We start from the raw sequence: 22,725 nt of genomic DNA, 5'->3' as shown, positions 1-22,725 counted from the left end.
CGCCCGGTCCGCGAGGACGGTCACGCGCCCGGTCTACTCGGCGGCGGGCGCCGCGGGCCTGCCCGTACCGGAGGCAGTCAGGGCCCAGAGGGCGGCTGCCGCGGCGCCGGTGGCGACAAGACTCCCCACCAGCACCATCAGGACACCGATCGCGAAGAGGCCGCTGCCGTCGTCCGACCAGTCGTGGAAGGCTGCGGCGGCCAGGCCGAACGGGATGCCGAGCACGGTGGCCGTGAGATGGCGCCGGGACACCCCCGCGTACACGAGCGGCAGCAGGGTCAGGACCAGGCCGATGACCTGCCACGGCTGGTACGGGCCGGTCGTCGAGCCGTCGGGGTGCACATCACGCTGCTGGTCCCAGCCGAGCCAGGCGGCCCACAGCGCGGACGTCGCCAGGGCCAGCACAAGGGTGACCAGGGACGGGGACAGGAGTTTCGGCAGCCGTTGTCGCATGGCCCCAGCATCCTGCCGCCGCCGCCCGGTCCACCACCGCACGGATACTCATGCCCGTCTGAGTGCCGGGGCGGAGCGCGGGGTGCGGCACCCGGACGGCATGGCAAGAGGTTGTCATGTTCCCGGCTTTACCTTCACGAGGCACGCACATGCGGGGGACGGGCGGGCGGGGCCGCAGGGAGTGCCGGGCCGCTGTCGTCCGTCCCGCCATGCCCACTTCCCGTCCTCCGGAGGAACGATGACCTCACCCGCACGGCCCCGTCACAGACCCGTCCCCACCGCACCCCTGCGTACCGCTGTCGTCCTGACGGCCGCGCTCGCGCTGAGCGCCCCGCTGGCCCAGGCACCGGCCGCCGCCGCGCCCGCCGTGTCCACGGCCACGGCGCGCGCGGCGGCGGACGAGCTGGTGGTGCCCGCCGCCCAGCGGGCCGTGGCCCGCGCCACACAGATCCTCAACGCGGGGACCACCGGGTTCCTGTGGGCGCAGGAGGGCGACGACCGGCTCCTGTGGACGGCGTACACCGGCGGCACCACCGCCCTGCGGCAGCGGCTGCCCGCGCCGCTCACGTACGACATCGACACCGGCCACTTCGGCACGGCGGCCTCGTTCGAGCCCGGCTGGTACGGGGACGGCTCCGACACCGTCGCGCTCCACTCCGCCGAACCGTCGCCGCGCGTCACCCTGATCCAGGGCGCGGGCACGGCGGGCGACCCGGTGGAGGTGCCGCTGCCCGCGGACCACGCCTACCAGGGCACGTTCGGCGGTACGGTCCTCACCCGCAGCGGCGGCAGCGGCGGCGCTCCCGTGGCGTACCACCGGTGGCAGGTGCGGAACGGGACCGCCGTCGAGGCGCCGGTGACCGGGCTCCCGGCGGACGCGCGGGATGTCGCCGTCGAGGACGGCGACGAGCGGTCCGTCGTCCTCCGGTACAGGACCGCCGACGCCTCGGACCCCTGGCCGCACTGGGGCATCGTCGATCTGGCCACCGGCGCGCTCCGCGAGCTGCCCGACCGGCTCGGCCCGGACAACGGCTGGGAGGTCTCGGCCTTCCGGCTCGGCAGGGACGCGGTGCTGCGGGTGCGCGACGGACGCGGGCAGGCGGAGGTGTACGACCGCGCGGACCTGGCCGCGCAGCCCCGTTCGGTCAGCATCAGCAGCTTCAGTTACCAGGCCGCCTACGGCTTCGCCGGTTCCTCGCTGCTGGCCGTCGAACCGACGCAGCCGGGCAACAACGCCTACCGCGGCCAGCCGCTCTGGGCGCAGCGGTACGACGTCGAGAACGCGCCCATGCGGCCGGTCGGGCGGCACACCGCCCACCAGATCGTGGCGGCGCCGGACGGTTCCGTGCTGGTGGCGGGCGCGAGCGCCGAGGAACACGTCTACGAGGGCGACCTCGACTGGGGCGTGTACCGGGTGCACCAGAAGGCCGACGGGGCGCTCACGCGCACCCGGCTGACCGACGTCCGGCCGGTGCCCGCGCAGATCCACGGCCTCTCCCTCGGCAGCGGCGTCCTCACCACCGCCGACAACAGCACCCAGTACGAGCCGTCCACCATCATCGGCACCTACCGCAGCGCCTGGCTGAGCGCCCCGGCGGCGGGCGGCGCGCCGACCGTTCGGCGGACCACGGTGGACGGCCGGATCAACGGGAGGGACGGCGACTGCTCCAGCGGCACCGTCCGCTGCGTCCGGATGTTCGCGGACGGCACGGGGCGGCACGGCCGCGCCGAACCCACCGAGTGGGGCTGGACCGTGCTCCGGGACAACGGCAGCCCCGACTGGGGTCCGCTCGTCGAGACGCACGGCAGCTCACCGCGGCTCACGGACCTCTCCGGGCGGTACGGGATCGTCGACGAGGCGTCCGGCGGCAAGCAGTACGTCGTCGAGTTCCCCGCGAGCGGCACGGGCACCGTCCTGACGACGCGCGACAAGGTCGCGGCAGCGGTGTGGGGCGACACCCTGTGGAGCGGGGCGAGGAACGGCGGTACGGTCTCGGCCACGCGGGTCCGTTCCGGCTCCGCCGGTGGCACGGGCCCCGCCGTGGAGAGCTTCACCACCCGCGACGGCTGCACCCCGGCCACCCTCCAGGCCGTGGGCCGCTGGGTGTACTGGGACTGCGGGGACCGCTGGAACGCGGCGGACTCGGGTGTCTACGACCGGACCACCCGGCGCACCGTCACCGCCCCGGCGGGGAACGTCCTGCTCGGTGACGGCTATCTCGTCCACCACGTCGAGGACGGCGGGGCCGGCGGGGCCGACGGCGGCCTCAGGCTGCTCGACCTGAGCGGCGGTCTGCCCGCGAGCGGTTCCTCCGCCGACCTGCCCGTCCGTACGGTGGCCGGTGCCGCCGCGCTCGGCCAGGACGGCAGGGCCGGGGTGAGCTGGACCGTCGACCGCTTCGGCGGCGGGGTCGCCTACGCCGACGACCAGCAGCGCGTCCATGTCGCCGGCTCCGGGACGACGGCCTCCGCGCTGAGCGCGATCGACTCCTCGGCCGTCTCCGGGCCCGGGAGCTGGTCCGGCTCGTGGTGGCTGTCGAAGCCCGCAGCGGACTGGGAACTCACCCTCCGCCACCAGGGGACCGGCGCCGTCGTCCGCACCGTGTCCGGCACGGAGGCCCGCGGCCTCCTGACCGCGGCCTGGGACGGCAGGGACACCGCGGGCGCCCCGGCCGCCCCCGGCCCCTACGCCTGGTCCCTCACCGCCCGCCCCGCCGACGGCCAGGGCCCGGACCTGACCCTCACCGGCGCCGCCGAGCTGCCGGAGGTACCGGCACCGGCGGCGCGCAAGTAGCAGGCCCCGCCCGACGGCCCGACGGCCCGAAGGCCCCGGACCTCAGTGGTCCGGGGCCTTCCCTGTGGGCCGGTCAGCGGTCGGCGAACGGGTCCGCCGGGTGGACGCGGCGGTGGGACCTCGGTCCGGTGGGGACGAGGACGGGGGATTCCGGGGGCGGCGGGGTGGGGGCCGGGCGGCGGGGCCACCAGAAGGCGCGGCCGGTCAGCACCGCCATGGCCGGGACCAGGACGAGGGAGAGGACCAGGGCGGCGAGCACGATCCCCAGGGCCGTCGCGAAGCCCAGTTCCTGGTTGGCGGGGTCGGCCGCGAGGCTCGCGAAGGAGCCCGCGAGGACCAGGCCCGCCGTGGTGATGGCGGGGGCCGTGTGGCGGATCGCGTGGGCGACGGCGTGCCAGGCGGGGACCGGCCGTTCCATCTCCTCCTTGATCCGGTCGCTGATCAGGATGTTGTAGTCGGTGCCGAGGGCGACGACGAAGAGGAACAGCACCAGCGGCAGGGTGAACATCACCCCCGGCCGGTCCAGGCCGTGCTGGAAGAGGAGGACGGCCGCCCCCAGCGTCGCGGCGAAGCAGAGCCCCACGGAGACCAGCAGGATCAGCGGGGCGACGAGGGACCGCAGCAGGATCAGCAGGATCAGCGCGATCAGCCCCGCCGCGATCGGGAAGACCCGCCGCAGATCCTTCTCGACCGCGACGGAGACATCCGCGAAGACGGCGGCCGTCCCGGTGATGTGGGCCTCGGTGCCCTCCGGGGTGTTCTTCCCGATCGTGGAGCGCACCGGCCCGGAGATCAGGTCGCGGGCCTGCTGCGTATCGGATCTCACGGTGAGGGCCACGGGTATCCGCGCCGCGGTGCCCGACGCGTTGAGGACGGGACGGGACACCTGCCCCACGCCCTCCGTCGCGGCGAGCGCCGTGACCAGCCCGGAGAGCCGGTCCCCGGCGAGTTTGCGGCCGTCGTCCCCGCGTACGTACACGGTGTGCTGGTCGATCGCGCCCGCGGGCAGGGTGCGGGCGATCTCCTCGGCGACCTTCACCGACTCGGTACGGGGCTGCCCGCTCGGGTCGTAGGTCATCTTCACCCCGACCGCGCCCGCGGCGAGCGCGCCCAGCAGGGCGAGGCTGCCGACGACGGAGAGCACGGGGCGGGTGGTGACGAACAGGCCGAGGCGGGCGGCGAGCCCGCCGGGGCGCTCCTGCTTCCAGGCCCGGGCGGGCCAGAACATGGCGCGCCCGGTGACGGCGAGCAGCGCGGGCATCAGGGTGAGGCTGCCGAGCAGCATCACGAGCACCGAGACCGCGATCGCCGGGCCGAGGATCTTGAGCTGTCCGAAGCTGGCGACGCCCAGGGTCGCGAAGGCGGCGACGATCGTGAGCCCCGCGCAGGCGATGGCGCCGCCGACGCGTCCGGAGGCGAGCGCGGCGGCGGTGGCGGCGTCCTGTCCGGGGTGGGCGCGGAGCTGTTCGCGGAAGCGGAAGAGCAGGAAGAGGAAGTAGTCGATACCGATGCCCAGCAGGACCACATGGATCAGCGCGGGGGTGGACGGGTCGAGCGTGATGCCGAGCAGCTTCGCCGTGCCCGCCACGGCGCCGGTGGCGGCCCCGTTGAGGATCGTCACCGCGAGCAGCGGCAGCAGGGCCGCGAGGACACTGCGGAAGACGACGACGTTGAGGACGACGATCAGGCCCATCGTCAGCGCGCCGACGATCTTCTGCCGGGTCTCCCCGGCGTCGCGGGTGTCCACCGTCGCGGCGATGCCGCCGGTGAACCCGGCCCGCAGTCCGTGCTCGCGGAACTCCTCCTTCGCCGTGTCCCGCACCTCGCGGTAGACGTCCTGGAGTCCGGGGTCGTGCACATTCCCGGTGACGGACACGCTCAGCAGTTGGAAGGAGCCGTCGGGGGCGAGTGCGCCCGGCGTCACCTCCGGCTTCTGGGAGTGGTCCTTCATCAGGGGCTCGGGCGTGGGGGCCGCGACACGGCGGGAGGTCAGCCCGTCCGCGGTGGCGTCGATCGCCTTCCGGTCCGCGGGGGTGAGCTTCTTCCCGTCGGCCCTGGCCACCAGCAGGGTCGCCGTATTGCCGTCGGGCTTCGCGTCGAACTCCGACTCGGCGATGTCCAGCGCGGCGGCGGAGTCATAGCTCTTGGGCAGGAAGTCGCCCGTCTGCGACTCGGTGACACTGAACATCATCGACTGGCCGACGACGGTCAGCGCGACGCCGAGCAGCGTCCAGACGACGATCGTCACCCATCGTCGCCGGGTGGCGAGCGCGGTGAGACTGCGGACCATGGAAGGTTCTCTCCCGGGATCGAGCGGGGCAAAGGGACTCCTTCCAGGGCATCACCCCGCGACCGCCCGGACATCGCCCGCCGGGAGGGGTCGGGAACCGGGACCGGGGTACGGATCATCCTGGGAAGCAGGACCGGAGTCCTGGGGAGCGGTACTCCCGGACCACCGGGGGGAGAGGGGCGAAACGATTCTTCCCGGCCGCCCCCGGCACCCATCCGTCCGCCCGCGGCCGGGCGGCGCGCCGTACTGTCCCCCGTGCCCACCCGCACACCCGCACACCACAGAAGGAGAGGCCCCGTTGGGTCCCGATCAACCCGTCGGTCCCGTCCCCGGTGCGTCCGCGCCCACCGCTCACGGGAGTCGACGGCCGTCGCCCGGACCGCCGCTCATCTCCCTCGCCCGCAACGATCTGCTGCTCGTCGGCTGCGGGTCGGCCATCATGCTGATCGACTTCGCGGGGAACGTCCGGCAGGCCGGCATGGACGTCTCCCCGGTCGCCATACCGCTGCTCGCGCTGGTGCCGGTGCCGCTCCTCGCCCGGCACCGCCATCCGGTGCCGGCACTCGCGGCCGTCATGGCCCTCCTCGTCTGCTACTCCCTCCTCACCGACCTGCCGCAGAGCTACCCGCTCGCCCTCGTCGTGGCGCTGTACCACATCGCCCTGGTCCACAGCCGCCGGACCGCCGCCCTGTGCGCGGCGGCCGTCCTCCTCCAGGAGACCCTCCGCGGGGTGGGGGCGCCCACCATCCCGCAGGAGTTGCTCCTTCTCGCGGACACGGTGACGGTCGTCCTGGCGGTCGTCGCGGGCCTGCTGACGCGGCGCTACCGCGCCCAGGTCGCGGTGAACCGGCAGCTCCTCGCCGAGCGGGCCGTCTCCGAGGAACGCCGCCGGATCGCCCGTGAGCTGCACGATGTCGTGGCCCACCACATCACCACGATGTATCTGATGTCCGGAGGGGCCCGCTCCGTCCTGACCCGGGACCCGGACGCGAGCACGGAGGCGCTGCTGACCCTGGAGGGCTCCGCCCGTACCGCGCTGCGGGAGATGCGGCAGCTCCTCGGGGTGCTGCGCGGCGACGACGGACCCGACGACGGAACGGAGGCGGACGGGGTGCCCGGCGCGGACGGCATCGACCGGCTCGTGGCGGAGTCGGCCGCGTCCGGACTGCCGGTCGATCTCCAGGTCAGTGGCGTCCGGCCGCCGTTGCCCTCGACCCTCGGGCCGACGCTCCACCGGATCGTCCAGGAGGCCCTGACGAACACCCGCAAGCACGCCGGGGCGGGGGCCCGGGCGACGGTGCGGATCGACTACCGGCCCGATCTCGTCCTCGTCGAGATCACCGACGACGGCACCACGGCGGACAGGGGCACGTCAGGTCCCGTCGGCGATCCGGCCGGGTTGATCAGCGGCGGGTACGGTTTGCTGGGTATGCGTGAACGGGTCGCCGTGCACGGGGGGTCGCTGACGGCGGGCCGTCGCGCGGAGGGCGGCTTCCGGGTGGCGGCGCGGCTGCCGCTGCCCCCGCCCGGCGAGGACCCGGCGCCCGGCGGCCCGGTGGGGCCGCTCCCGGAGTCCGGCCTCCGCGAGGCCGGGACCCCGCCCGCGCGGAGCTGGGGAATCCCGCCGTGGGGAACCCCGTGGTGACGGCACCGGACAGCGACAACAACGGCAACGGCAACGACGACAGCGACAGCAGCGAGGGGGAGAGATGGCCTCGATGACACCGACGGGGACACCGGCCGACCGGACACCGGCCGACCGGGCCCACGAGGACGCGGCGAGCCCGCGCGGGACACGGACCGGGCCCGTCACCGTACTCATCGCCGACGACCAGCCGCTGGTGCGGCAGGGTATCGGGCTGATCGTGCGGGCCGCGCCGGAGTTCCGGGTCGTCGGCGAGGTCGACGACGGGGAACAGGCCGTGGCCGCCGCCCACCGGCTCCGCCCCGACGTGGTCCTGATGGACATCAGGATGCCCGTCCTGGACGGTGTCGCGGCGACGGAACGGCTCACCGCCGAGCTGCCCGGCTGCCGGGTGCTGGCACTGAGCACCTTCGACATGGACGAGCACGTCGTCCGCGCGCTGCGGGCGGGAGCCTCGGGGTTCCTGCCGAAGGACGTGTCGCCGGAGGAGCTGACGGCGGCGCTGCGCACCGTGAGCGCCGGGGACGCGGTCGTGGCGCCCCGGTTGCTGACCCGGCTGATCGGGACGTTCGTCGCCCCGCAGCGGACCACGGAGGAGGTACGGCTCGACGGGCTCACTCCCCGGGAGACCGAGGTGCTGCGGCTGATCGCCACGGGCCTCGACAACACCGGGATCGCGGAGGAGCTGGGGATCGGTGTGCAGACCGTCAAGAACCACATCACCAGCGTCTTCGCCAAGCTGGGGCTGCGCGACCGGGCCCAGGCGGTCATCTCCGCGTATGAGTCGGGCCTGGTCAGCCCCCGGACGGACGCCAGGTCCTGAGGTACCGCTTCCTCACCGGCTCCTTGACCTCACCTCGGGTTGAGGTCCTAGCGTCGGCGGAGAATCGAGCGTCCAGGGGTACGGACGGTACAGGGGGTACGGACGGTGCAGCGGAGGGCAGAGCGGTGATCCTGGTGACCGGAGCGACGGGGAACATCGGTGCGCCGCTCGTGCGGGAGCTTCATGCCGCGGGGCGGGAGCCGGTACGGGCGCTCACCCGCGACCCCGGGCGGGCGGCCTTCCCCGAGGGGGTGGAGGCCGTCGCGGGGAATCTGGCCGAACCCTCCTCCGTGGAGACCGCGCTGAAGGGGGCGCGGGCGCTGTTCCTGCTCTCCCTGATGGGGCCGGACGACGAGATCCTGCGGGCCGCCCGGCGCGCGGGGGTGGAGCATGTGGTGCTGGTGTCGTCCATCACCGTGCTGACCCATCCCCGGCTCGGGCCCGCCCGGCAGCACCGCGCGAACGAGAGGCTGCTGCGGGAGAGCGGGATGGCGTGGACGGTGCTGCGGCCCACGCAGTTCGCGTCGAACGCACTGTGGTGGGCGGAGACGATCCGCGCGCACGACACCGTCCGGGTGCCGTATCCGGACATCGGGCTCCCCGTGATCCACCCCGCCGACATCGCCTCGGTGGCCCGGGCCGCGCTGACGGAGCACGGGCACCACGGGCGGACGTACGAACTCACCGGGGGTGAACGGGTCACGCCCCGGGAGCAGGTCGCCGCCCTCGCCCGCGCGCTGGGGCGGGAGGTGCCGTTCGCGGGGATCGGGCGGCAGGAGGCGCGGCGGGGGCTCGCCGCGTTCCTCGGGGAGGAGACCGCCGACGCCGTCCTCGACCTCACGGGCGGCGACGTCAACGACGAACTGCTCGCGGTGCGCGACACCGTCCCGGAGATCACCGGCGCCCCGGCGCGGAGCTTCGCGCAGTGGGCGCGGGAGCACGCGGACGCCTTCCGCTCCCAGGCGCTGCGCGTACCGCCCGGCTGAGTGGCGCACACCGCCGTCGCACCACTGTCACCGCCGTCGCACCACTGTCACCACCGTCACACCGGGGCGAACAGCTCCGCCACCGGGCCCGTGCGGACGGCCCGGCCGTCGGCGAGGACGAGCACGGTGTCCGTACGGGCCGCGAGCAGCGGCAGATCGTGGCTGATGTGGACGAGGGACAGGCCCCGTTCGGCCCGCAGCGACTCCAGCAGGTCCATGATCGCTTCGGCGGTCGCGGCGTCGAGCGCGGAGGTCACCTCGTCGCAGAGGAGGACATCCGGGTCGGCGGCGAGCGCGCGGGCGATGGAGGCGCGCTGCCGCTGGCCGCCGGAGAGTTCGGACGGGTAGCGGTCGGCGTAGGAGGCGGGGAGCCCGACGCCGTCGAGGAGTTCCCGTATCCGCGCCGCCGACTCCGCCCGGCCCGGGGTGCGGCGGTGCAGCCGCAGCGGACGGCCGAGCGCGGCGCCCAGCGTACGGCTGGGGTTGAGCGTCCCGAGCGGGTCCTGCGGAACGAACTGGAGGCGGCGGCGCTGCTCCCGGGTGCGGCCCCGGACCCCGGGGGCGAGCGGGACGCCGTCCAGGGTCACCGTCCCCGCCGTGGGGCGGTGCAGCCCGGCGATCGCGCGCAGCAGGGTCGTCTTGCCGGAACCGGAGGGTCCGGCGACGCCGATCGCGGCGCCGGGGGCGAGCGTCAGAGCGATGTCGTGGAGGACGGGGACGGAGGTGCCCCGGCGGCTGAAGGCGGCGTGCAGGCCGGACACGGCGAGAACGGGTGCGGCGGCCCCCCGGGGGTGGTCCATCCCCGGGTGCGCACCGCCCGCCGCCGGGGCGGTCACCGGGGCGGCGGCCGTCGCGGGCAGCTCCGGGCCCAGGTGCACGACCTCGTCCGCGAGCCGGGAGACGAGGTCGCCGTCGTGGCAGGAGAGCGCGACGGCCAGCCGGTGGCTGAGGGCGAGATGCCGCAGCAGCTCCGCGATCTCGTCCCGCAGGGCCGGGTCGAGGCCCGCGGTCGGCTCGTCCAGCAGCAGCACGGAGGGGCGCCGGGCCAGGGCGCGGGCGAGCGCCACCCGCCGCTGCTGGCCCCCGGACAACTCGCCGGGGCGGCGCGCCAGGAAGGCGCGGTCGCCGGGGAGGCGGACCTCCTCCAGCAGGGCGCCGAGCGCCGCGGCCGAGCGGTCCACGGCGACTTCGGCGAGGAGGTGGCGGACCTTCATCCGGGGGTTGAGCCCGGTGCCGGGGTCCTGCCCGACATAGGCGAGCCGGTGCCTGCGCAGGGCCCGCAGTTCGGCCGCGTCCAGATCCAGGACGTCCCGGCCCAGGATCTCCACCCGGCCGGCGGTGCGGTACGCCCCCGGCGGCAGGGCCCCGGCGACGGCCCGCAGCAGGGTGGTCTTGCCGCTGCCGGAGACCCCGGTGAGCGCGGTGACACGGCCCGGGGCGAGCCGCAGGCCGGCGCCGTCGAGGAGGGCGCGCCCGTCGGCGGTGGCGATGGTCAGTCCGGTGACCCGCACGGTCACCTCGTTCGCGGGGACCCGGCCCTCCGGGTACCACTGCGGGGTGTGGTTCACAGCGCGCTCACCGCTTTCCGGCCGCTTCTCGGCACCAGGGCGGAGGCGGCCAGGTTGACGCTCATGGCCAGCAGGCCGATGGCGATGCTGGGGGCCAGGACGGCCCAGGGGTTGAGGACGATCCCGGCGGCGTTCTCCCGGATCATCAGCGCCCAGTCGGCGGCGGGGGGTTGCGGTCCGACCTGGAGGAATCCCGCCGTGGCGACGATGTAGACGGCGGCGACGAAACGGAGTCCGAAGAGGGCGAGGAGGGTGGCGCGGAGGTTGGGCAGCACCTCGCGCACCACGAGGTGGAGGAGGCGTTCGCCGCCGACGGTCGCGGCCTCGACATAGCCGGACGCGGCGATGGGGGCGGCGGCGCCGGTGACGAGGCGGACGGCGTAGGGCACGCCCATCACCACGGCGGCGGTGATCACCGCGAGACGGCCGCCGTCGGGCCAGGACAGGGCGATGAGCAGGATGCCGAGGACGGCGGGGAGCAGCATCAGGACATCCGCGGCGCGTTCGACGAACCGGCCGACGGCGGGGCGGAGGGCGGCGACGGCACCGAGGGCGGCGGAGACGCCGGTGACGAGGACGGCGACGAGGAGTGAGGTGCCGATGAGTTCCCGGCCGCCCGCGAGGAGTCTGCTGAGCACGTCCCGGCCGAGCTGGTCGCCGCCGAGGGGGGCGTCGTCGCCGGGCTCGGCGTAGGGGACGGTGACGGGCGCGTCGATGGCGTGCGGCGCGAGCCACGGTCCCGCGACGGCCAGCGCGACCAGCACGAGCGCGGGCACCACCCGCAGCACGGCCCCGCCGCGCCGCCGCCTGCCGCCGCCGCTCCCGTGCGGGGCGGCCCCGGCGTTCCGCTCCGGCGGCACGGCCGGGGCCGGTGCGGCGGTGCCCGCGCGGGACGCGCGGGACGGCCCCGCGCCGTGGTCTGCCGCCCCCGCGACGGAATCCACGGCGGCCGTACCGGACCGGGACCGGGGCGGCTCCGTGCCCTCCCCGGCGGTGACCACGGCGACCGTACGCCCCGGCCCACCCGGCCGCCCGCCGGAACGCGCGGCGGCCGTACCCGTGGCCGAGGCGGTACCGTCCCCGGGCCTCCTGCCCCCGGCCGCGACAGCCCCCGGCTCTTCCGCCGAGCGCTCCGGCCCACCCGCCCCCACGGCTCCCGCCCGTACGACGGCACCCGCGGCGGCCGTACCCGCGGCCGCGCCGGACGGTGGAACGGGGCCCGCGCCCGGAACGCCGTCCGCCGACCGCTCCCCGATCGTGTCCGGTGCGGGCCGCGCCCCTGTCCCCCGGCCGTCCGTCCGAACGTCGGAATCCACGGCGGCCGCACCCGTGGCCGGGGCGGCACCGCCCCCCGACCGCTCCCCACCGGCCACGACGGCCACAGGGTCCTCGGCCGGACGCTCCGGCCCACCCGGCCCGGCGGCACCCGCGGCGGCCGCGCCGGTGGCCGTACCGGACGAAGACGGACCCGTACCCCGGCCGTCCGCCGGTACGGCGGCCGTGCCCGAAGGCCGCGCGCGCTCCCCGGTCGTGTCCGGCGCGGGCCGCGCCCCGGGCGGTGGGGCGGCGGGTGCGGGTGCCGGGCCCGTTCCCCTGGGGGACGGGCCGGCGGGGGCGGGCGGTGGCGCGGCCAGGGGGGTGGCGGGCTCCAGGGACGGATGCGGGTCGGCAGGGTTCATGCGCGTGCTCCCGAGGCCCAGGCGCGGATCAGGTCCGCGAGGAGGAGGACGAGGGTGATGACGGCTCCGGTGACCGCGACGACGGCGGCGATCAGCGGGCTGTCGCGGTCGGTGACCGCACCGGCGAGGACGGAGCCGATGCCCGGGTAGTTGAAGACGGTCTCCACCACGACCGCGCCGCCGAGCAGCATGCCCGTGGACGTGGCGATGCCCGCCGTGATCGTGGGCAGCGCCCCCGGCAGCAGATGGTGGGTGAGGACGCGGCGGCGGGTCAGCCCGTCGATGACGGCGGTCTCCACATGCGGGGCGGTGGCCTCGTCGGCGAGGGCCGCGCGCACGATCCGGGTGTTCCAGCCGATCTGCGGCACGGCCAGCGCCAGCACCGGCAGGATCAGCATGTCCCAGGAGGCGGGGGTGCCGTCGGCTCCCGCGAGGGTGACGGCGGGGAGCCAGCCCGTCCACAGCGAGAGGACCAGGACGAGCGCGACCCCGACGACGAACTCGGGGAGCGCGAGCACCCCCGTCGCGGTGGCGGAGACGGCCCGGTCGACGGGGCCGCCCGGCCGGAGCGCGGCCCAGCAGCCGAGGGCGACGGAGACGACGAGGGTGAGCAGCAGCGCGAGCCCGCCCAGCAGCAGGGTGTTGGGGAACGGCCGGGAGAGCAGGCCGGCGATGGACTCGCCGCGCGCGGAGGTGCCGAGGTCGCCGGTGGGCAGCCCAGTCATCCAGTCGGCGAAGCGGATGTGCACCGGCCGGTCCAGGCCGAGGAGTTCCCGCCGCGCGGCCATGTCGGCCGCGTTCTCGCCGCGTTCGGAGGTGGCGGTGGCGGCGTCGCCGGGCAGCAGCTCCACGGCGGCGAAGACGGCGGCGAGCAGGACGGCGAGCAGCAGGGCCCGGCGGGCGAGGACGCCGCCCAGCCACAGCGCCCCGCCCAGGGCCCGCCGCAGGGTCGCCGCCGCCGCGGCGGGCTCCCGCAGGGGGGTGCCCGCCGCGGGGGTCAGCGGGCCAGCCATGCGCGTTCGAGCTGGACGCGGCCGTAGCCGGGCAGTTCGGGCAGGCCGCGGACGGGGGCGGCGGCGAGGTCGATGCCCTCGGCCACGCCCCAGAGCAGATAGCCGGAGGACTCGTGCTGGATGCGCTGGACCTCGCGCAGGGCCTTGGCGCGGGCGGCGGCGTCCTTCGTGCCGATGGCCCTGCGGTAGGCGGCGTCGAACGCGGCGTCCTTCCACCCGGCCTCGTTCTGGCTGCTCTCCGAGCCCATGGTCTTGCTGGCGAAGAAGAGCACGGAGTCGTTGGTGCCCCAGTAGGTGGTGTACAGGTCGCCCTTGAGCCAGGTGTCGGCGTAGAAGCTCGCGGACTCCTGCTTCACCACCTCGACCTTGACCCCCGCCTCACGCGCCTGGGTGGCGAAGAGGGTCGCGGACTCGGCGAGTCCGGGCACGTCCTCCGTGGTCATCAGCCGATAGGTCTTCGCGGTGTCGAAGTCCGCCTCCTTCAGCAAGGACTTGGCGCGGGCGAGGTCGCGGGTGCGCCGCGGCAGGTCCTTGGCGTACGCGGGGTCGCCGGTGCCCATGATGTCGTTGCCGACGGTGCCGTAGCCGGAGAGGACCTGCCGCACCATGGCCTCGCGGTCGACACAGAGCCGCAGGGCCTCCCGGACCCGGGGGTCGGCGAAGGGCCCGGAGGCCGCGCGCATGACGATCGGCATGGCCATGTCGTCGGGGCGGCGGACGATCTGGATGTCCTTGCGTCTCTCGGCGGTGCGGGCGGCGACGGCACCGGCGTTGGAGGCGAGGTCGATCTGCCCCGCGAGCAGGGCGTTCGCCATGGCCTGCGGGGATTCGAAGAGCTTGACCTCGATGGCGTCGAGCAGGACCTCCCCGCCGTGCCACTTCTCGTTGCGGACGAGCCGCGCGTTGCCGGAACGGAACCAGTCGAGCCGGAACGGGCCGGTGCCGGGGGCCTTCGCCAGCGCGCTGTCCGGGGTGTCCTTCTTCAGGACGAAGGTGGAGAGCCGGGTGAGCAACGGCAGTTCGGCGTTGGGGTAGTCGGAGACGAGGACGACGGTGCGGGGTCCGTCGGCGGTGATGTTCGCGGCCTTGATGCCGGGGAGCCGAGAGGCGCCCGCGGGGGTGTTGCGCAGTCTGCGCAGGGACCAGACGACATCGTCGGCGGTGACGGGGGTGCCGTCGTGGAAGAGGGCGCCTTCGGCGAGGGTGAAGCGCCAGGTCCGCAGGTCGGCGGAGGGTTCCCAGCGGGTGGCGAGCCGGGGCGCGGTGTTGCTGGTGCCGCCGCCGGGTGCGGTGAGGGTGTCGTGGACGAGGGCGATGATCAGGTAGTCGCTCTCGTTGGCCTGGGTCCCGTGCGGGTCGCGGGTGACGGCGCCGGCCCGGCCGAGCGCGCCGACTCTGAGGGTGCCGCCCTTTCTGGGCCTGCCCCCGCCGCCGGGCCGCGCGGCGGAGTCCACGTCGCTGTTCGTGCCGCCGGAGCAGGCGGCGAGGAGCGCCGCCGTACCCATCGCCCCGCCCGCCAGGAGCACTTGGCGCCTGTTCACCTTCACGTACACCCTCGATCCCTATCAGAACAGTGACCCGGTCATTCTTAGGCTTGGCTACCCTTACTACAACCACTCACGCAAACTGACGCAGCGTCACACAGCTGAGAAATCTCGCCACAGAGCATGCGACAGCCGGACGGAAACTATCTGTTCCGCAGGGAAAGTTGGGCTGGTTTTGCAGATTTCCTGACGATCTGAGTTAGGTTTGCCTTACCTTACTCAAGTGCTACTGTCCGATGCGCACCACCAGTGATCACCCGATCGCGGTCCGCACGGCCCCGGCCCAGGGCACCGCTGTACCCCCGTACCGCCGCACACCGCCCGCTGCCCCCCGTCGACGACGACGGCCCGGCTCCGGCAGCCGCCGACCCCGCCCCCTCCCTCGTCGACTCCCCCTCTCCCCCTCCTTCCTTCGGCTCCGCACACCGCACCACGACGCCCATGACGCGCCCGACGCACTGACCCCGCGACACCCCGCGACATCCGCGACGCCCTGACCACGCGCCGCCCGCGCCGCCCTCCCAAGGAAACGGAACCCAAGCATGAGCACGGCAGCCGCACCTGCCCGCCAGCTCGACCCCGGCTCCACGGCCGAGATCAACCAGGCCGCCCGAGCGCTCCTGGCCGAATTCGGAACCTCCGCCACATCACCCAGGCTGCTGGAGCGCGTCGCCGGGACGGCCGCCTCCCTCGGCGACGGCGTCCGCCACCACTGCCGCCCCGTCGACACCGAGGACGGCCTCTTCGTCCTCCGCGGACTGACGGTCGACGACGCGTCCGCGGGCCCCACCCCGGCCGGTTGGGCGAGCGCGGGGGACAGCGGCGCCGTCCACGATCTGACACTGCTGCTGCTCGCCACCGTGATGGGCAACCCCATCGCCTGGGAGGGCCAGCAGAACGGCCGCTTCGTGCACAACATCGTCCCCTCGCCCGGCCATGAGGCCGAACAGACCGGAGCCAGCAGTTCCGTCCTGCTGAGCCCGCACACCGAGGACGCCTTCCATCCGGGACGGGCCCATCTGCTGATGCTGGGCTGCATGCGCAATCACGACCGGATCGCGACCACCGCGGCGAGCATCCGCAGGGTCCGGCTGTCCGATGAGGACGTGGCACTCCTGTCCCGGCCCGTGCTGCCGATCCTGCCCGACGACGCCTACGCACAGGCCCAGGGATACGCCGACGAGGCGCCCGTGCCCGTACCGGTCCTGCACACCGCCGACGAGGGGCTGACCCTGCGCTTCGACCCCGCGTACACCCCGCTGGAGCAGGCCGGCGAGGACTGGCGGGCCGCGTACGGACGGCTGGAGGACGAACTCGCGCGGGTCGCCACCGCCGTGAGCCTCGACCCCGGCGAGGTGCTGGTGGTCGACAACGACCTCGTCGTGCACGGCCGGGTGCCGTTCACGGCCCGTTACGACGGCACCGACCGCTGGCTCAAGCGCGCCTCGGTCCGGGTGCCGGGACGCGCCACCCGCCCGCCCGCCGAGGACGCCGAACACGGCTACGGACAGCAGGCCCTGGAGGCCCACGTCCGCTGACGGCGGCCTGGCGGCCCACGTCCACCGACGGCGGCGGGGCGGCACCGAACCGCCCCGCCGCGCCCGACCACCTGGAACTGTCAGCACACCCCTGGGACCGGAGGAACGACAGCACCATGACGGACACCCCCCAACCCCCCGTACCCGACGGCGCCATCCACGCCGACGGCAGCCGCGAGGGCGGCATCCGCGAGGACCAGCGGCTGCGCGTCCTGACCCGGAGCGACCTCGCCGGGCTCGACATCTCCCTCGCCGATGTGATCGCCACCGTGGAGGACGCCTACCGCACCCTGCACGCCGGGCAGTCCGACAACCCCCGCAAGCTGACCGTCAAACCGGCGGACGGCCACTCCGTCGCCTACGCGATGCTCGGCCGCGACGGCTCCCGGAACGCGGTCGCGGTGAAGACCTCGTACAAACACGGCCTGGACAAGGGCCGCGACGAGCAGCACTACTACACCACCCTGACCCTCTACGACGACATCACCGGGCTGCCGCTCGCGATGATGGACTGCGCCCGCATCGGCTCGCTGCGCACCCCCGCGGTCTCCGCGCTGCTCGCCCGCGAGTGCGCCCCGCCCGGCGCCCGCAGCGCCCTCGTCATCGGCACCGGTACCCAGGGCAGGCTGGCGCTGCCGTTCCTGCTGACCGCGCTGCCCGGCCTGGACCGGCTGATGCTGTCCGGCAGCCACCCCGACGGCATCGCGGCGGTACGGGAGGAGTTGCGCCGGCACTTCCCCGACCGGGAGATCGAACTCGTCGACGATCTGCGCACCGCCTCCGGCGAGGCCGATGTCGTCGTGGCCACCGCGGGCGGGCACACCGCCGCCGCCGTCGAGTCGGACTGGCTGCGCCCCGGCACGCTGGGCATCCTCGTCGGCCACGGCCTCGCGCCGTCCACGCTGCACGAGGCGGACCGGGTGATCGCGACCAGCGAGGCCCAGATGAACGTCACCGGGGTCGACATGGCCGACGCGGACGGCACACTGCCGCCGGTGGACGCCGAGTTCCCTGCGGTCGTCGCCGGGGCCGCCGCGGGCCGCCGCACCGACACGGAGCGGATCTTCGCGTACAACAGCGGTCTGGTCGTCACCGACATCGCGCTCGGACACCGCTTCGCGCGGCTCGCCGTGGCGCAGGGCCTGGGCACCGAGGTGACGCTGTGGCGGTGACCCTTCAGTCGGTGCTGCCGGGGCTGCCCGTCCTGCCCGACCCGGCGACCGAGACCGTCCTCGCCAGCGGACTGCTGGAAGAACTCTCCTACGCGTTCGGCGGGCCCTTCCACGTCCTGCTGCCCGACGCCTTCGACACCAACCTCGCCGCGCTGCGGGCCGTCCTCACCGAGGCCGGTGTCGACGGGCAGGTGTACTTCGCGAAGAAGGCCAACAAGGCCGCCGTGTGGGTCGAGCGCTGCGCCGAGGGCGGGGCCGGGGTGGACGTCGCGTCCACCGGCGAGCTGCGCGAGGCCCTGGGGCACGGGGTGCGCGGCGAGGACCTGGTGGTCACCGGCCCCGTCAAGAGCACCGAGCTGCTGCGGCTCGCCGTGCGGCACGGCGCGCTGATCGCCGTCGACGCCCTCGACGAGCTGGACACCGTCGTCATGACCGCGCTGAACGGGCGGTCCCGCCCGGCCAGGGTCCTGCTGCGGGCGCTGCCGACCGGCCAGCCCCACAGCCGCTTCGGCCTCACCGGCGACGAGCTGGGCCTCGCGCTCCAGCGGTCCGCCCGCGCCGGGAAGGCGCTGCGGATGGAGGGCTTCAGCTTCCATCTCTCCGGCTACGACCTCACCGCCCGCGCCGAGCTGGCCGCCCGGCTCGTCCGGCTCTGCCGGCAGGCCCGCGCGCTGGGGCTGACCGCCGACCGGATCAGCATCGGCGGCGGACTGCCCATCAGCTACACCGACGCCGAGAGCTGGCGCGCCTTCCTCGCGGCCCAGCACAGCGGGCACTACCACGCGGGGAAGTCGTTCACCGAGGCCGACTTCTACCCGTACCACTCCCCCGTGTCCGGCGCGGGCGCGCTGCGGGCGCTGCTCGCCGCCCGCCCCGACGGACAGCAGCAGACCCTCGCCGAGCTGCTGCGGGACTCCGACACCGCGCTCCTGCTGGAGCCGGGACGGGCCCTGCTGGACCGGGCGGGCGCGACCGTCTTCGCGATCCAGGGCGTCAAGGAGCGCGACGGCTATCTGCTGCTGACCGTCGACGGCACCAGTCTGAGCCTGTCGGAGCAGTGGTTCGCCAGCGAGTACCTGCCCGACCCCTGGCTGCTGTCGCCCGACGGCGGGGCGGCCCCGGGGCTGCACCGGGCGGCGGTGGGCGCGGCGACCTGTCTGGAGTCGGACCTGGTGAGCTGGCGCAAGATCGGCTTTCTCCAGCGGCCCCGGGCCGGTGACCTTCTCGTGTACCCCAACACGGCGGGCTACCAGATGGATTCCAACGAGTCGTCGTTCCACGACCTGCCGCTGCCGCCCAAGGTCGTCGTCGACCGGACCGAGCGCCCCCGGCCGCGCTGGCGGCTGGACCGGCACTTCCTCTGAGGCGCGTCCGCGCTTCGCCCCGGTGGCCCGGCCCGTCCGATGACCGGACCGGGCCACCGGGCCCTCAGCGATCCCCCCCGGAGTGACAGGAGTACAGCGATGCCCGGAGCGCTCGACCGACCCGCCGTGGTCTCCCAGGTGTCCGACCTCATCGGCGCCACACCGCTGCTGGAACTGGCGGTCACGGAGACCGGCAGCAGACTGCTGCTGAAACTGGAGATGTTCAACCCCACCGGATCGGCCAAGATCCGCATGGCCCGCCAGATGGTGATCGACGCGGAACGGCGCGGGGTGCTGCGCCCCGGCGGCCGGATCGTCGAGTCCACGTCGGGCAATACCGGCCTCGGCCTCGCCGTCGTCGCCGCCGAGCGCGGTTACACGTTCACCGCCGTCGTCGACCACCACGCCGCCGCCGACAAGCTGCGCGCGATGAAGGCGATGGGCACGGAGCTGGTGTACGTCGTCGACGACGGCACGGAGGAACTGGCGACGGCGGCCCGTGAGGAGCTGGCCGAGGAGCTGGCGCGCGGCCAGGAGAACACCGTCTTCACCGAGCAGCACAACAACCTCGCCAACGGGGACGGGTACTTCCCCGTGGCGCACGAGCTGAACGAGGCCCTGGAGGGCCGGATCGACGTCCTCATCGGCGCGGTCGGGACCGGGGGGATGCTCTGCGGGACCACGCGTGAACTGCGTACCCTGATAGGCGGCTTCAGGACGATCGGGGTGGAGCCCAAGGGGTCCATCGCCTTCGGGCCGCCCGCCCACGACTACTACCAGTCGGGGACGGGGACCCCCGAGGGCGCCGAGATCGGGGCCCTGGTCGACTACGGCCTGATCGACGAGGGGGTGAAGGTCGGCGACATCGACGCCTTCGCCACCTGCCGGGCCGTGGCCCGCACCGGGCTGCTCATCGGCGGTTCGGCGGGCGGGGTGGTGTACGAGGCGCTGACCCGGCTGGCGTCGCTGCCGCCGGGGACGACGATGGTCGCGCTGATCAACGACGGCGGTGAGAAGTACCTCGACACCGTCTTCGACGACGACTGGATGGAAGCCCGCGGCCTGCTCTCCGCCGAGGCCGAACGGGAGATCGACGAACTGCTCACCAAGCTCCGCACCACGACATCCCGCGGGCATCGCTCCCCGCAGAAACCGATGACTCCATGCTGACGAAGGCAACGCCCCTGACCACCCTGCGGACCCTGCTCCGCGACAGCCGCGCGCTGGCCTCCCTCGCCGTGCCGCTGATCCTCACCCAGCTCTCCCAGGTCGCCCTGACCACCACCGACACGGTGATGATGGGCATGCTGGGGACCGAGGAGCTGGCCGCGGGCGGTCTGGCGCTGGTGATCTTCAACCAGCTCCGCACGATGGGCGTGGGGCTCGTGACCTCCGTCGCCAACCAGGTGGCGGCTGCGGCGGCCCGCGCGGAGAAGGCGGCCGGTACCGGGGGCGACGCCGCCGCCTCCGCCGCCGAGGTGCGGGGCATCGTCCGCGCGGCGATGGCGCTGGCCACGCTCGCCGGTCTGCTCGGCGCGGTGCTGATGCTGCTCATCGGCGAGACGCTGACCTGGCTCGGCCAGGACGCCGATGTGGTCGTCCTCGTCCAGGAGATGCTGCTGGCGCTGGCGCCGGGGCTGCTGCCCTGTCTGTGGTTCCAGGCCCTGCGCCAGTTCACCGTCGGGATGCGCCGCCCGCAGGCGCTGATCCATATCGCCGTGACCTCGGTCGCCGTGAACGCCGGGCTCAACTGGGTACTGATCCACGGCACCTGGGGCCTGCCCGAGCTGGGCCTCACCGGCATCGCGCTGTCGACGTCCTGCGTCCACCTCCTCACCTTCGTGGCGCTGTACCTGCTGGCCCGGCGGGACGCCGAACTGGGCCCGCTGCTCAGCCTGAACGTGCTGAAGGCGGACCCGGCGACGGTGCGCAGGCTGACCGGGCTCGGGATTCCGGTCGCCGCGACCTATGGCTCCGAGGCGGGTTTCTTCTCGGTGACGGCCCTGATCGCCGGAGCCTTCGGCCCCGCCGCCCTCGCCGCGCACACTGCCGTCAACCAGCTCGTCAGCCTGGTCTTCCAGGTCGCGGTGGGCCTCTCCCACGCCGCGTCGATCACGGTCAGCCGGGAACTGGCCCTCGGCCGCACCGACCGCGCCCGGAGCGTCCGGAACACCGCGCTCGCCTGCGCCGCCGCCGTCATGGCCGCCGTCGGCCTGGTCTATCTGACCGTGCCCGATCTGGTGCTCGCCCCGTTCATGGATTCCGGTACGGAGGCGCAACGGGCCCTCGACATCGCCGCGCAGTTGCTGATCGTGACGGCGTTCCTCCAGTTCTTCGACTGTGCGCAGAACATCGGCGTGGGGCTGCTGCGTGGCCTCGACGACACCAAGAGCGGATTCCGGATCACCCTGATCGGCTACTGGGTGGTGGGGCTGCCCACGGTCTGGGTCTTCTCCCACGCGCTGGGTCTGGACACCCTGGGCATCTGGCTGGGCCTGCTCACGGGCCTGGCGACGACGGCGGTCCTGCTGCTGCGGCGGTATGCGGCCGCCCTCACGGAGAAGGAGAAGGCCCTGGCGGCCGACGGGACATGAGCGTGATCATCTCCGGATGAACAAGACCTGGGCGGGGGCGGCGGCCCTGACCGCCGTACTGGCCGTACTGGCCGTACTGGCCGTACCGGCATGGCAGCTCCTGGTGCGGCCCGCCGCGTTCTTCCTCTTCGAGTACGGCTGCCGCGACCGCGAGGACCGCATCGCCGCCGCGATCGCGGCGGACCCGATCCTGTCGTCGCCCCCACCGGGCAGCGGCCGCCCCGAGTCCGCCGCCGGCTGCGACGACGACGATCAGTGGGTGCACGCGGGCCAGGAGTACACGTACACCTCCCCCGCCGCGACGACGGCCGCGCTGTCCCACTACCGGACGGCGGCCCCGTCCCACGGCTGGACCGCGACGCCGCGCGAGGACTGCTACACGAAGGACGTGGGCGGGGCGCCCGCGTATCTGTCGGTGACGGTGCTGAAGGGGGACAGGGTGTCGGTGGACATCGACGCGGCGGGGGAGGACGGGGAGTTCTGCTGAGGGGGCGGCGTGCTCGCGCCCGGAGCGGGCGCCCTCAGGTCGTGATGAGTCGGCTGTCGAATCCGGCGCGGATCAGACGCTCGAAGGCGTCGTGGACGTCGTCGGGGACGTCCTGTTCGATGGCGAAGCCGAGCCCCGGGTACTCGATGACGCGCTGGAGATCGCCGACGAGCATGTCCACCACGAGCTTCTCGTCGCCGATGGACGTGACGTAGTCGTCGAGCGCGAGCGGTTCGGAGGCGCAGACGACATCGGCCTCGGGCCACAGCTTGCGGCAGGTGGCGTAGGCCCGGCGCTCCATGTACGGCTTGGCGATCAGGAGGAGCGAGTCGACCCCGGTCCCGGCGGTGCTCAGGACCTCGCGGGAGAACGCGATGTTCTGCCCGGTGTTGGCGGCCCGGGCCTCCAGGAGGATCGCTGCGTCGGGGACGCCCAGGGCACGTGCGTGCTCGCGGTAGTGGACCGCTTCGCCGCGCGGGAAGCGGGCGGCGGTCGTGGGGCTGTTGCCACCGCTGAAGACGACGACGGGGAAGAGCCCGGCGTGGTACAGCCCGGCGGCGGCGGTGGCGACCCCCAGGTCGTGGCTCCCCAGCCCGATCGCCGCCGAGCAGGGGCGCGGGGTGTGGCCCATCAGGTGGTAGCGCCAGATCAGATGGGCGTCGCTCCACTGCGCGTCGGTGATCGTGCGGTGCGGCACGGGTGCTCCCTGTGGTGGTGTTCCTGCCGCACGCGCCATCCGCAGCGGTCCGCATACCGCTGCGGGCAGCTTCGGCCC

17 protein-coding genes are annotated in these 22,725 nt (G+C 74.2%); 10 read left to right on the top strand and 7 right to left on the bottom strand.

Annotated elements, in window-relative coordinates:
* Positions 1-33 precede the first annotated feature (33 nt).
* On the bottom strand, positions 34-453 hold the full coding sequence (locus tag CRV15_RS15055) for a hypothetical protein (protein ID WP_009996692.1): 420 nt from the start codon (positions 451-453) through the stop codon (positions 34-36).
* A 238-nt stretch (positions 454-691) separates the two neighbouring features.
* On the opposite strand from CRV15_RS15055, the gene CRV15_RS15050 reads away from it, so the two are divergent.
* Entirely contained in the window at positions 692-3,247 is a 2,556-nt protein-coding gene (locus tag CRV15_RS15050; protein ID WP_003960985.1) for a FlgD immunoglobulin-like domain containing protein, read from the top strand.
* 73 nt (positions 3,248-3,320) lie between these two features.
* Here CRV15_RS15050 and CRV15_RS15045 read toward each other — a convergent pair whose 3' ends face one another.
* Positions 3,321-5,537, bottom strand: coding sequence for an MMPL family transporter (locus CRV15_RS15045; RefSeq protein WP_003955058.1), 2,217 nt, complete (start codon positions 5,535-5,537; stop codon positions 3,321-3,323).
* Positions 5,538-5,835: 298 nt separating this feature from the next.
* Between CRV15_RS15045 and CRV15_RS15040 the strand changes: the two genes are divergently transcribed.
* From CRV15_RS15040 to CRV15_RS15030, 3 genes are all read left to right on the top strand, one after another.
* Positions 5,836-7,182 (top strand): sensor histidine kinase, encoded by a 1,347-nt coding sequence (locus CRV15_RS15040; RefSeq protein WP_003960986.1) that lies wholly within the window; start codon positions 5,836-5,838, stop codon positions 7,180-7,182.
* 64 nt (positions 7,183-7,246) lie between these two features.
* Positions 7,247-8,005 carry a response regulator gene (locus tag CRV15_RS15035; RefSeq protein ID WP_003960987.1) on the top strand — a complete coding sequence of 253 codons (759 nt, stop codon included), beginning with the start codon at positions 7,247-7,249 and terminating at the stop codon, positions 8,003-8,005.
* Positions 8,006-8,130: 125 nt separating this feature from the next.
* On the top strand, positions 8,131-8,991 hold the full coding sequence (locus tag CRV15_RS15030; RefSeq protein ID WP_003955056.1) for an SDR family oxidoreductase: 861 nt from the start codon (positions 8,131-8,133) through the stop codon (positions 8,989-8,991).
* Positions 8,992-9,047: 56 nt separating this feature from the next.
* Here the strand turns inward: CRV15_RS15030 and CRV15_RS15025 are convergent, their stop codons facing one another.
* From CRV15_RS15025 to CRV15_RS15010, 4 genes are all read right to left on the bottom strand, one after another.
* A complete protein-coding gene (locus CRV15_RS15025) occupies positions 9,048-10,559 on the bottom strand; it encodes an ABC transporter ATP-binding protein (protein ID WP_003960988.1) in 1,512 nt (503 codons plus the stop codon).
* The gene (locus CRV15_RS15020) at positions 10,556-11,419 is read right to left on the bottom strand and encodes an ABC transporter permease (protein WP_106432024.1); all 864 of its coding nucleotides are present in this window, start codon (positions 11,417-11,419) and stop codon (positions 10,556-10,558) included. The genes CRV15_RS15025 and CRV15_RS15020 overlap by 4 nt, the downstream gene beginning before the upstream one ends.
* Positions 11,420-12,234: 815 nt before the next feature.
* On the bottom strand, positions 12,235-13,251 hold the full coding sequence (locus CRV15_RS15015) for an ABC transporter permease (RefSeq protein ID WP_003960990.1): 1,017 nt from the start codon (positions 13,249-13,251) through the stop codon (positions 12,235-12,237).
* The gene (locus CRV15_RS15010) at positions 13,236-14,798 is read right to left on the bottom strand and encodes an ABC transporter substrate-binding protein (RefSeq protein WP_029182970.1); all 1,563 of its coding nucleotides are present in this window, start codon (positions 14,796-14,798) and stop codon (positions 13,236-13,238) included. The genes CRV15_RS15015 and CRV15_RS15010 overlap by 16 nt, the downstream gene beginning before the upstream one ends.
* A gap of 539 nt (positions 14,799-15,337) precedes the next feature.
* Between CRV15_RS15010 and CRV15_RS15005 the strand changes: the two genes are divergently transcribed.
* From CRV15_RS15005 to CRV15_RS14980, 6 genes are all read left to right on the top strand, one after another.
* Entirely contained in the window at positions 15,338-16,333 is a 996-nt protein-coding gene (locus CRV15_RS15005; protein ID WP_003955050.1) for a TauD/TfdA family dioxygenase, read from the top strand.
* Between the two features lie 116 nt (positions 16,334-16,449).
* The gene (locus tag CRV15_RS15000; protein WP_003955049.1) at positions 16,450-17,505 is read left to right on the top strand and encodes an ornithine cyclodeaminase; all 1,056 of its coding nucleotides are present in this window, start codon (positions 16,450-16,452) and stop codon (positions 17,503-17,505) included.
* Positions 17,496-18,869, top strand: coding sequence for a type III PLP-dependent enzyme domain-containing protein (locus CRV15_RS14995; protein WP_003955048.1), 1,374 nt, complete (start codon positions 17,496-17,498; stop codon positions 18,867-18,869). Before CRV15_RS15000 ends, CRV15_RS14995 begins: the two co-directional genes overlap by 10 nt.
* A 99-nt stretch (positions 18,870-18,968) precedes the next feature.
* The gene (locus CRV15_RS14990; RefSeq protein WP_003955046.1) at positions 18,969-20,039 is read left to right on the top strand and encodes a cysteine synthase family protein; all 1,071 of its coding nucleotides are present in this window, start codon (positions 18,969-18,971) and stop codon (positions 20,037-20,039) included.
* The gene (locus CRV15_RS14985; RefSeq protein ID WP_003960994.1) at positions 20,033-21,463 is read left to right on the top strand and encodes an MATE family efflux transporter; all 1,431 of its coding nucleotides are present in this window, start codon (positions 20,033-20,035) and stop codon (positions 21,461-21,463) included. The genes CRV15_RS14990 and CRV15_RS14985 overlap by 7 nt, the downstream gene beginning before the upstream one ends.
* A 16-nt stretch (positions 21,464-21,479) precedes the next feature.
* The gene (locus CRV15_RS14980) at positions 21,480-21,950 is read left to right on the top strand and encodes a hypothetical protein (RefSeq protein WP_003960995.1); all 471 of its coding nucleotides are present in this window, start codon (positions 21,480-21,482) and stop codon (positions 21,948-21,950) included.
* A gap of 34 nt (positions 21,951-21,984) precedes the next feature.
* On the opposite strand, the gene CRV15_RS14975 is transcribed toward CRV15_RS14980, so the two are convergent.
* Positions 21,985-22,686 (bottom strand): YdcF family protein, encoded by a 702-nt coding sequence (locus CRV15_RS14975; RefSeq protein ID WP_003960996.1) that lies wholly within the window; start codon positions 22,684-22,686, stop codon positions 21,985-21,987.
* Positions 22,687-22,725 lie beyond the last annotated feature (39 nt).

The organism is Streptomyces clavuligerus (genome assembly GCF_005519465.1).
In the GTDB taxonomy this organism is placed as follows: Bacteria; Actinomycetota; Actinomycetes; order Streptomycetales; family Streptomycetaceae; genus Streptomyces; species Streptomyces clavuligerus.
Note: the sequence above shows the minus strand (reverse complement) of the source record. Positions and strands in the feature narration are given on the sequence as shown.

Bases quoted from the DNA above. Each gene is read 5' to 3' on its own strand.
- CRV15_RS15055 (WP_009996692.1), bottom strand. From the start codon at position 453: ATGCGACAACGGCTGCCGAAACTCCTGTCCCCGTCCCTGGTCACCCTT.
- CRV15_RS15050 (WP_003960985.1), top strand. From the start codon at position 692: ATGACCTCACCCGCACGGCCCCGTCACAGACCCGTCCCCACCGCACCC.
- CRV15_RS15045 (WP_003955058.1), bottom strand. From the start codon at position 5,537: ATGGTCCGCAGTCTCACCGCGCTCGCCACCCGGCGACGATGGGTGACG.
- CRV15_RS15035 (WP_003960987.1), top strand. From the start codon at position 7,247: ATGGCCTCGATGACACCGACGGGGACACCGGCCGACCGGACACCGGCC.
- CRV15_RS15015 (WP_003960990.1), bottom strand. From the start codon at position 13,251: ATGGCTGGCCCGCTGACCCCCGCGGCGGGCACCCCCCTGCGGGAGCCC.
- CRV15_RS15005 (WP_003955050.1), top strand. From the start codon at position 15,338: ATGAGCACGGCAGCCGCACCTGCCCGCCAGCTCGACCCCGGCTCCACG.
- CRV15_RS15000 (WP_003955049.1), top strand. From the start codon at position 16,450: ATGACGGACACCCCCCAACCCCCCGTACCCGACGGCGCCATCCACGCC.
- CRV15_RS14990 (WP_003955046.1), top strand. From the start codon at position 18,969: ATGCCCGGAGCGCTCGACCGACCCGCCGTGGTCTCCCAGGTGTCCGAC.
- CRV15_RS14985 (WP_003960994.1), top strand. From the start codon at position 20,033: ATGCTGACGAAGGCAACGCCCCTGACCACCCTGCGGACCCTGCTCCGC.
- CRV15_RS14980 (WP_003960995.1), top strand. From the start codon at position 21,480: ATGAACAAGACCTGGGCGGGGGCGGCGGCCCTGACCGCCGTACTGGCC.
- CRV15_RS14975 (WP_003960996.1), bottom strand. From the start codon at position 22,686: ATGGCGCGTGCGGCAGGAACACCACCACAGGGAGCACCCGTGCCGCAC.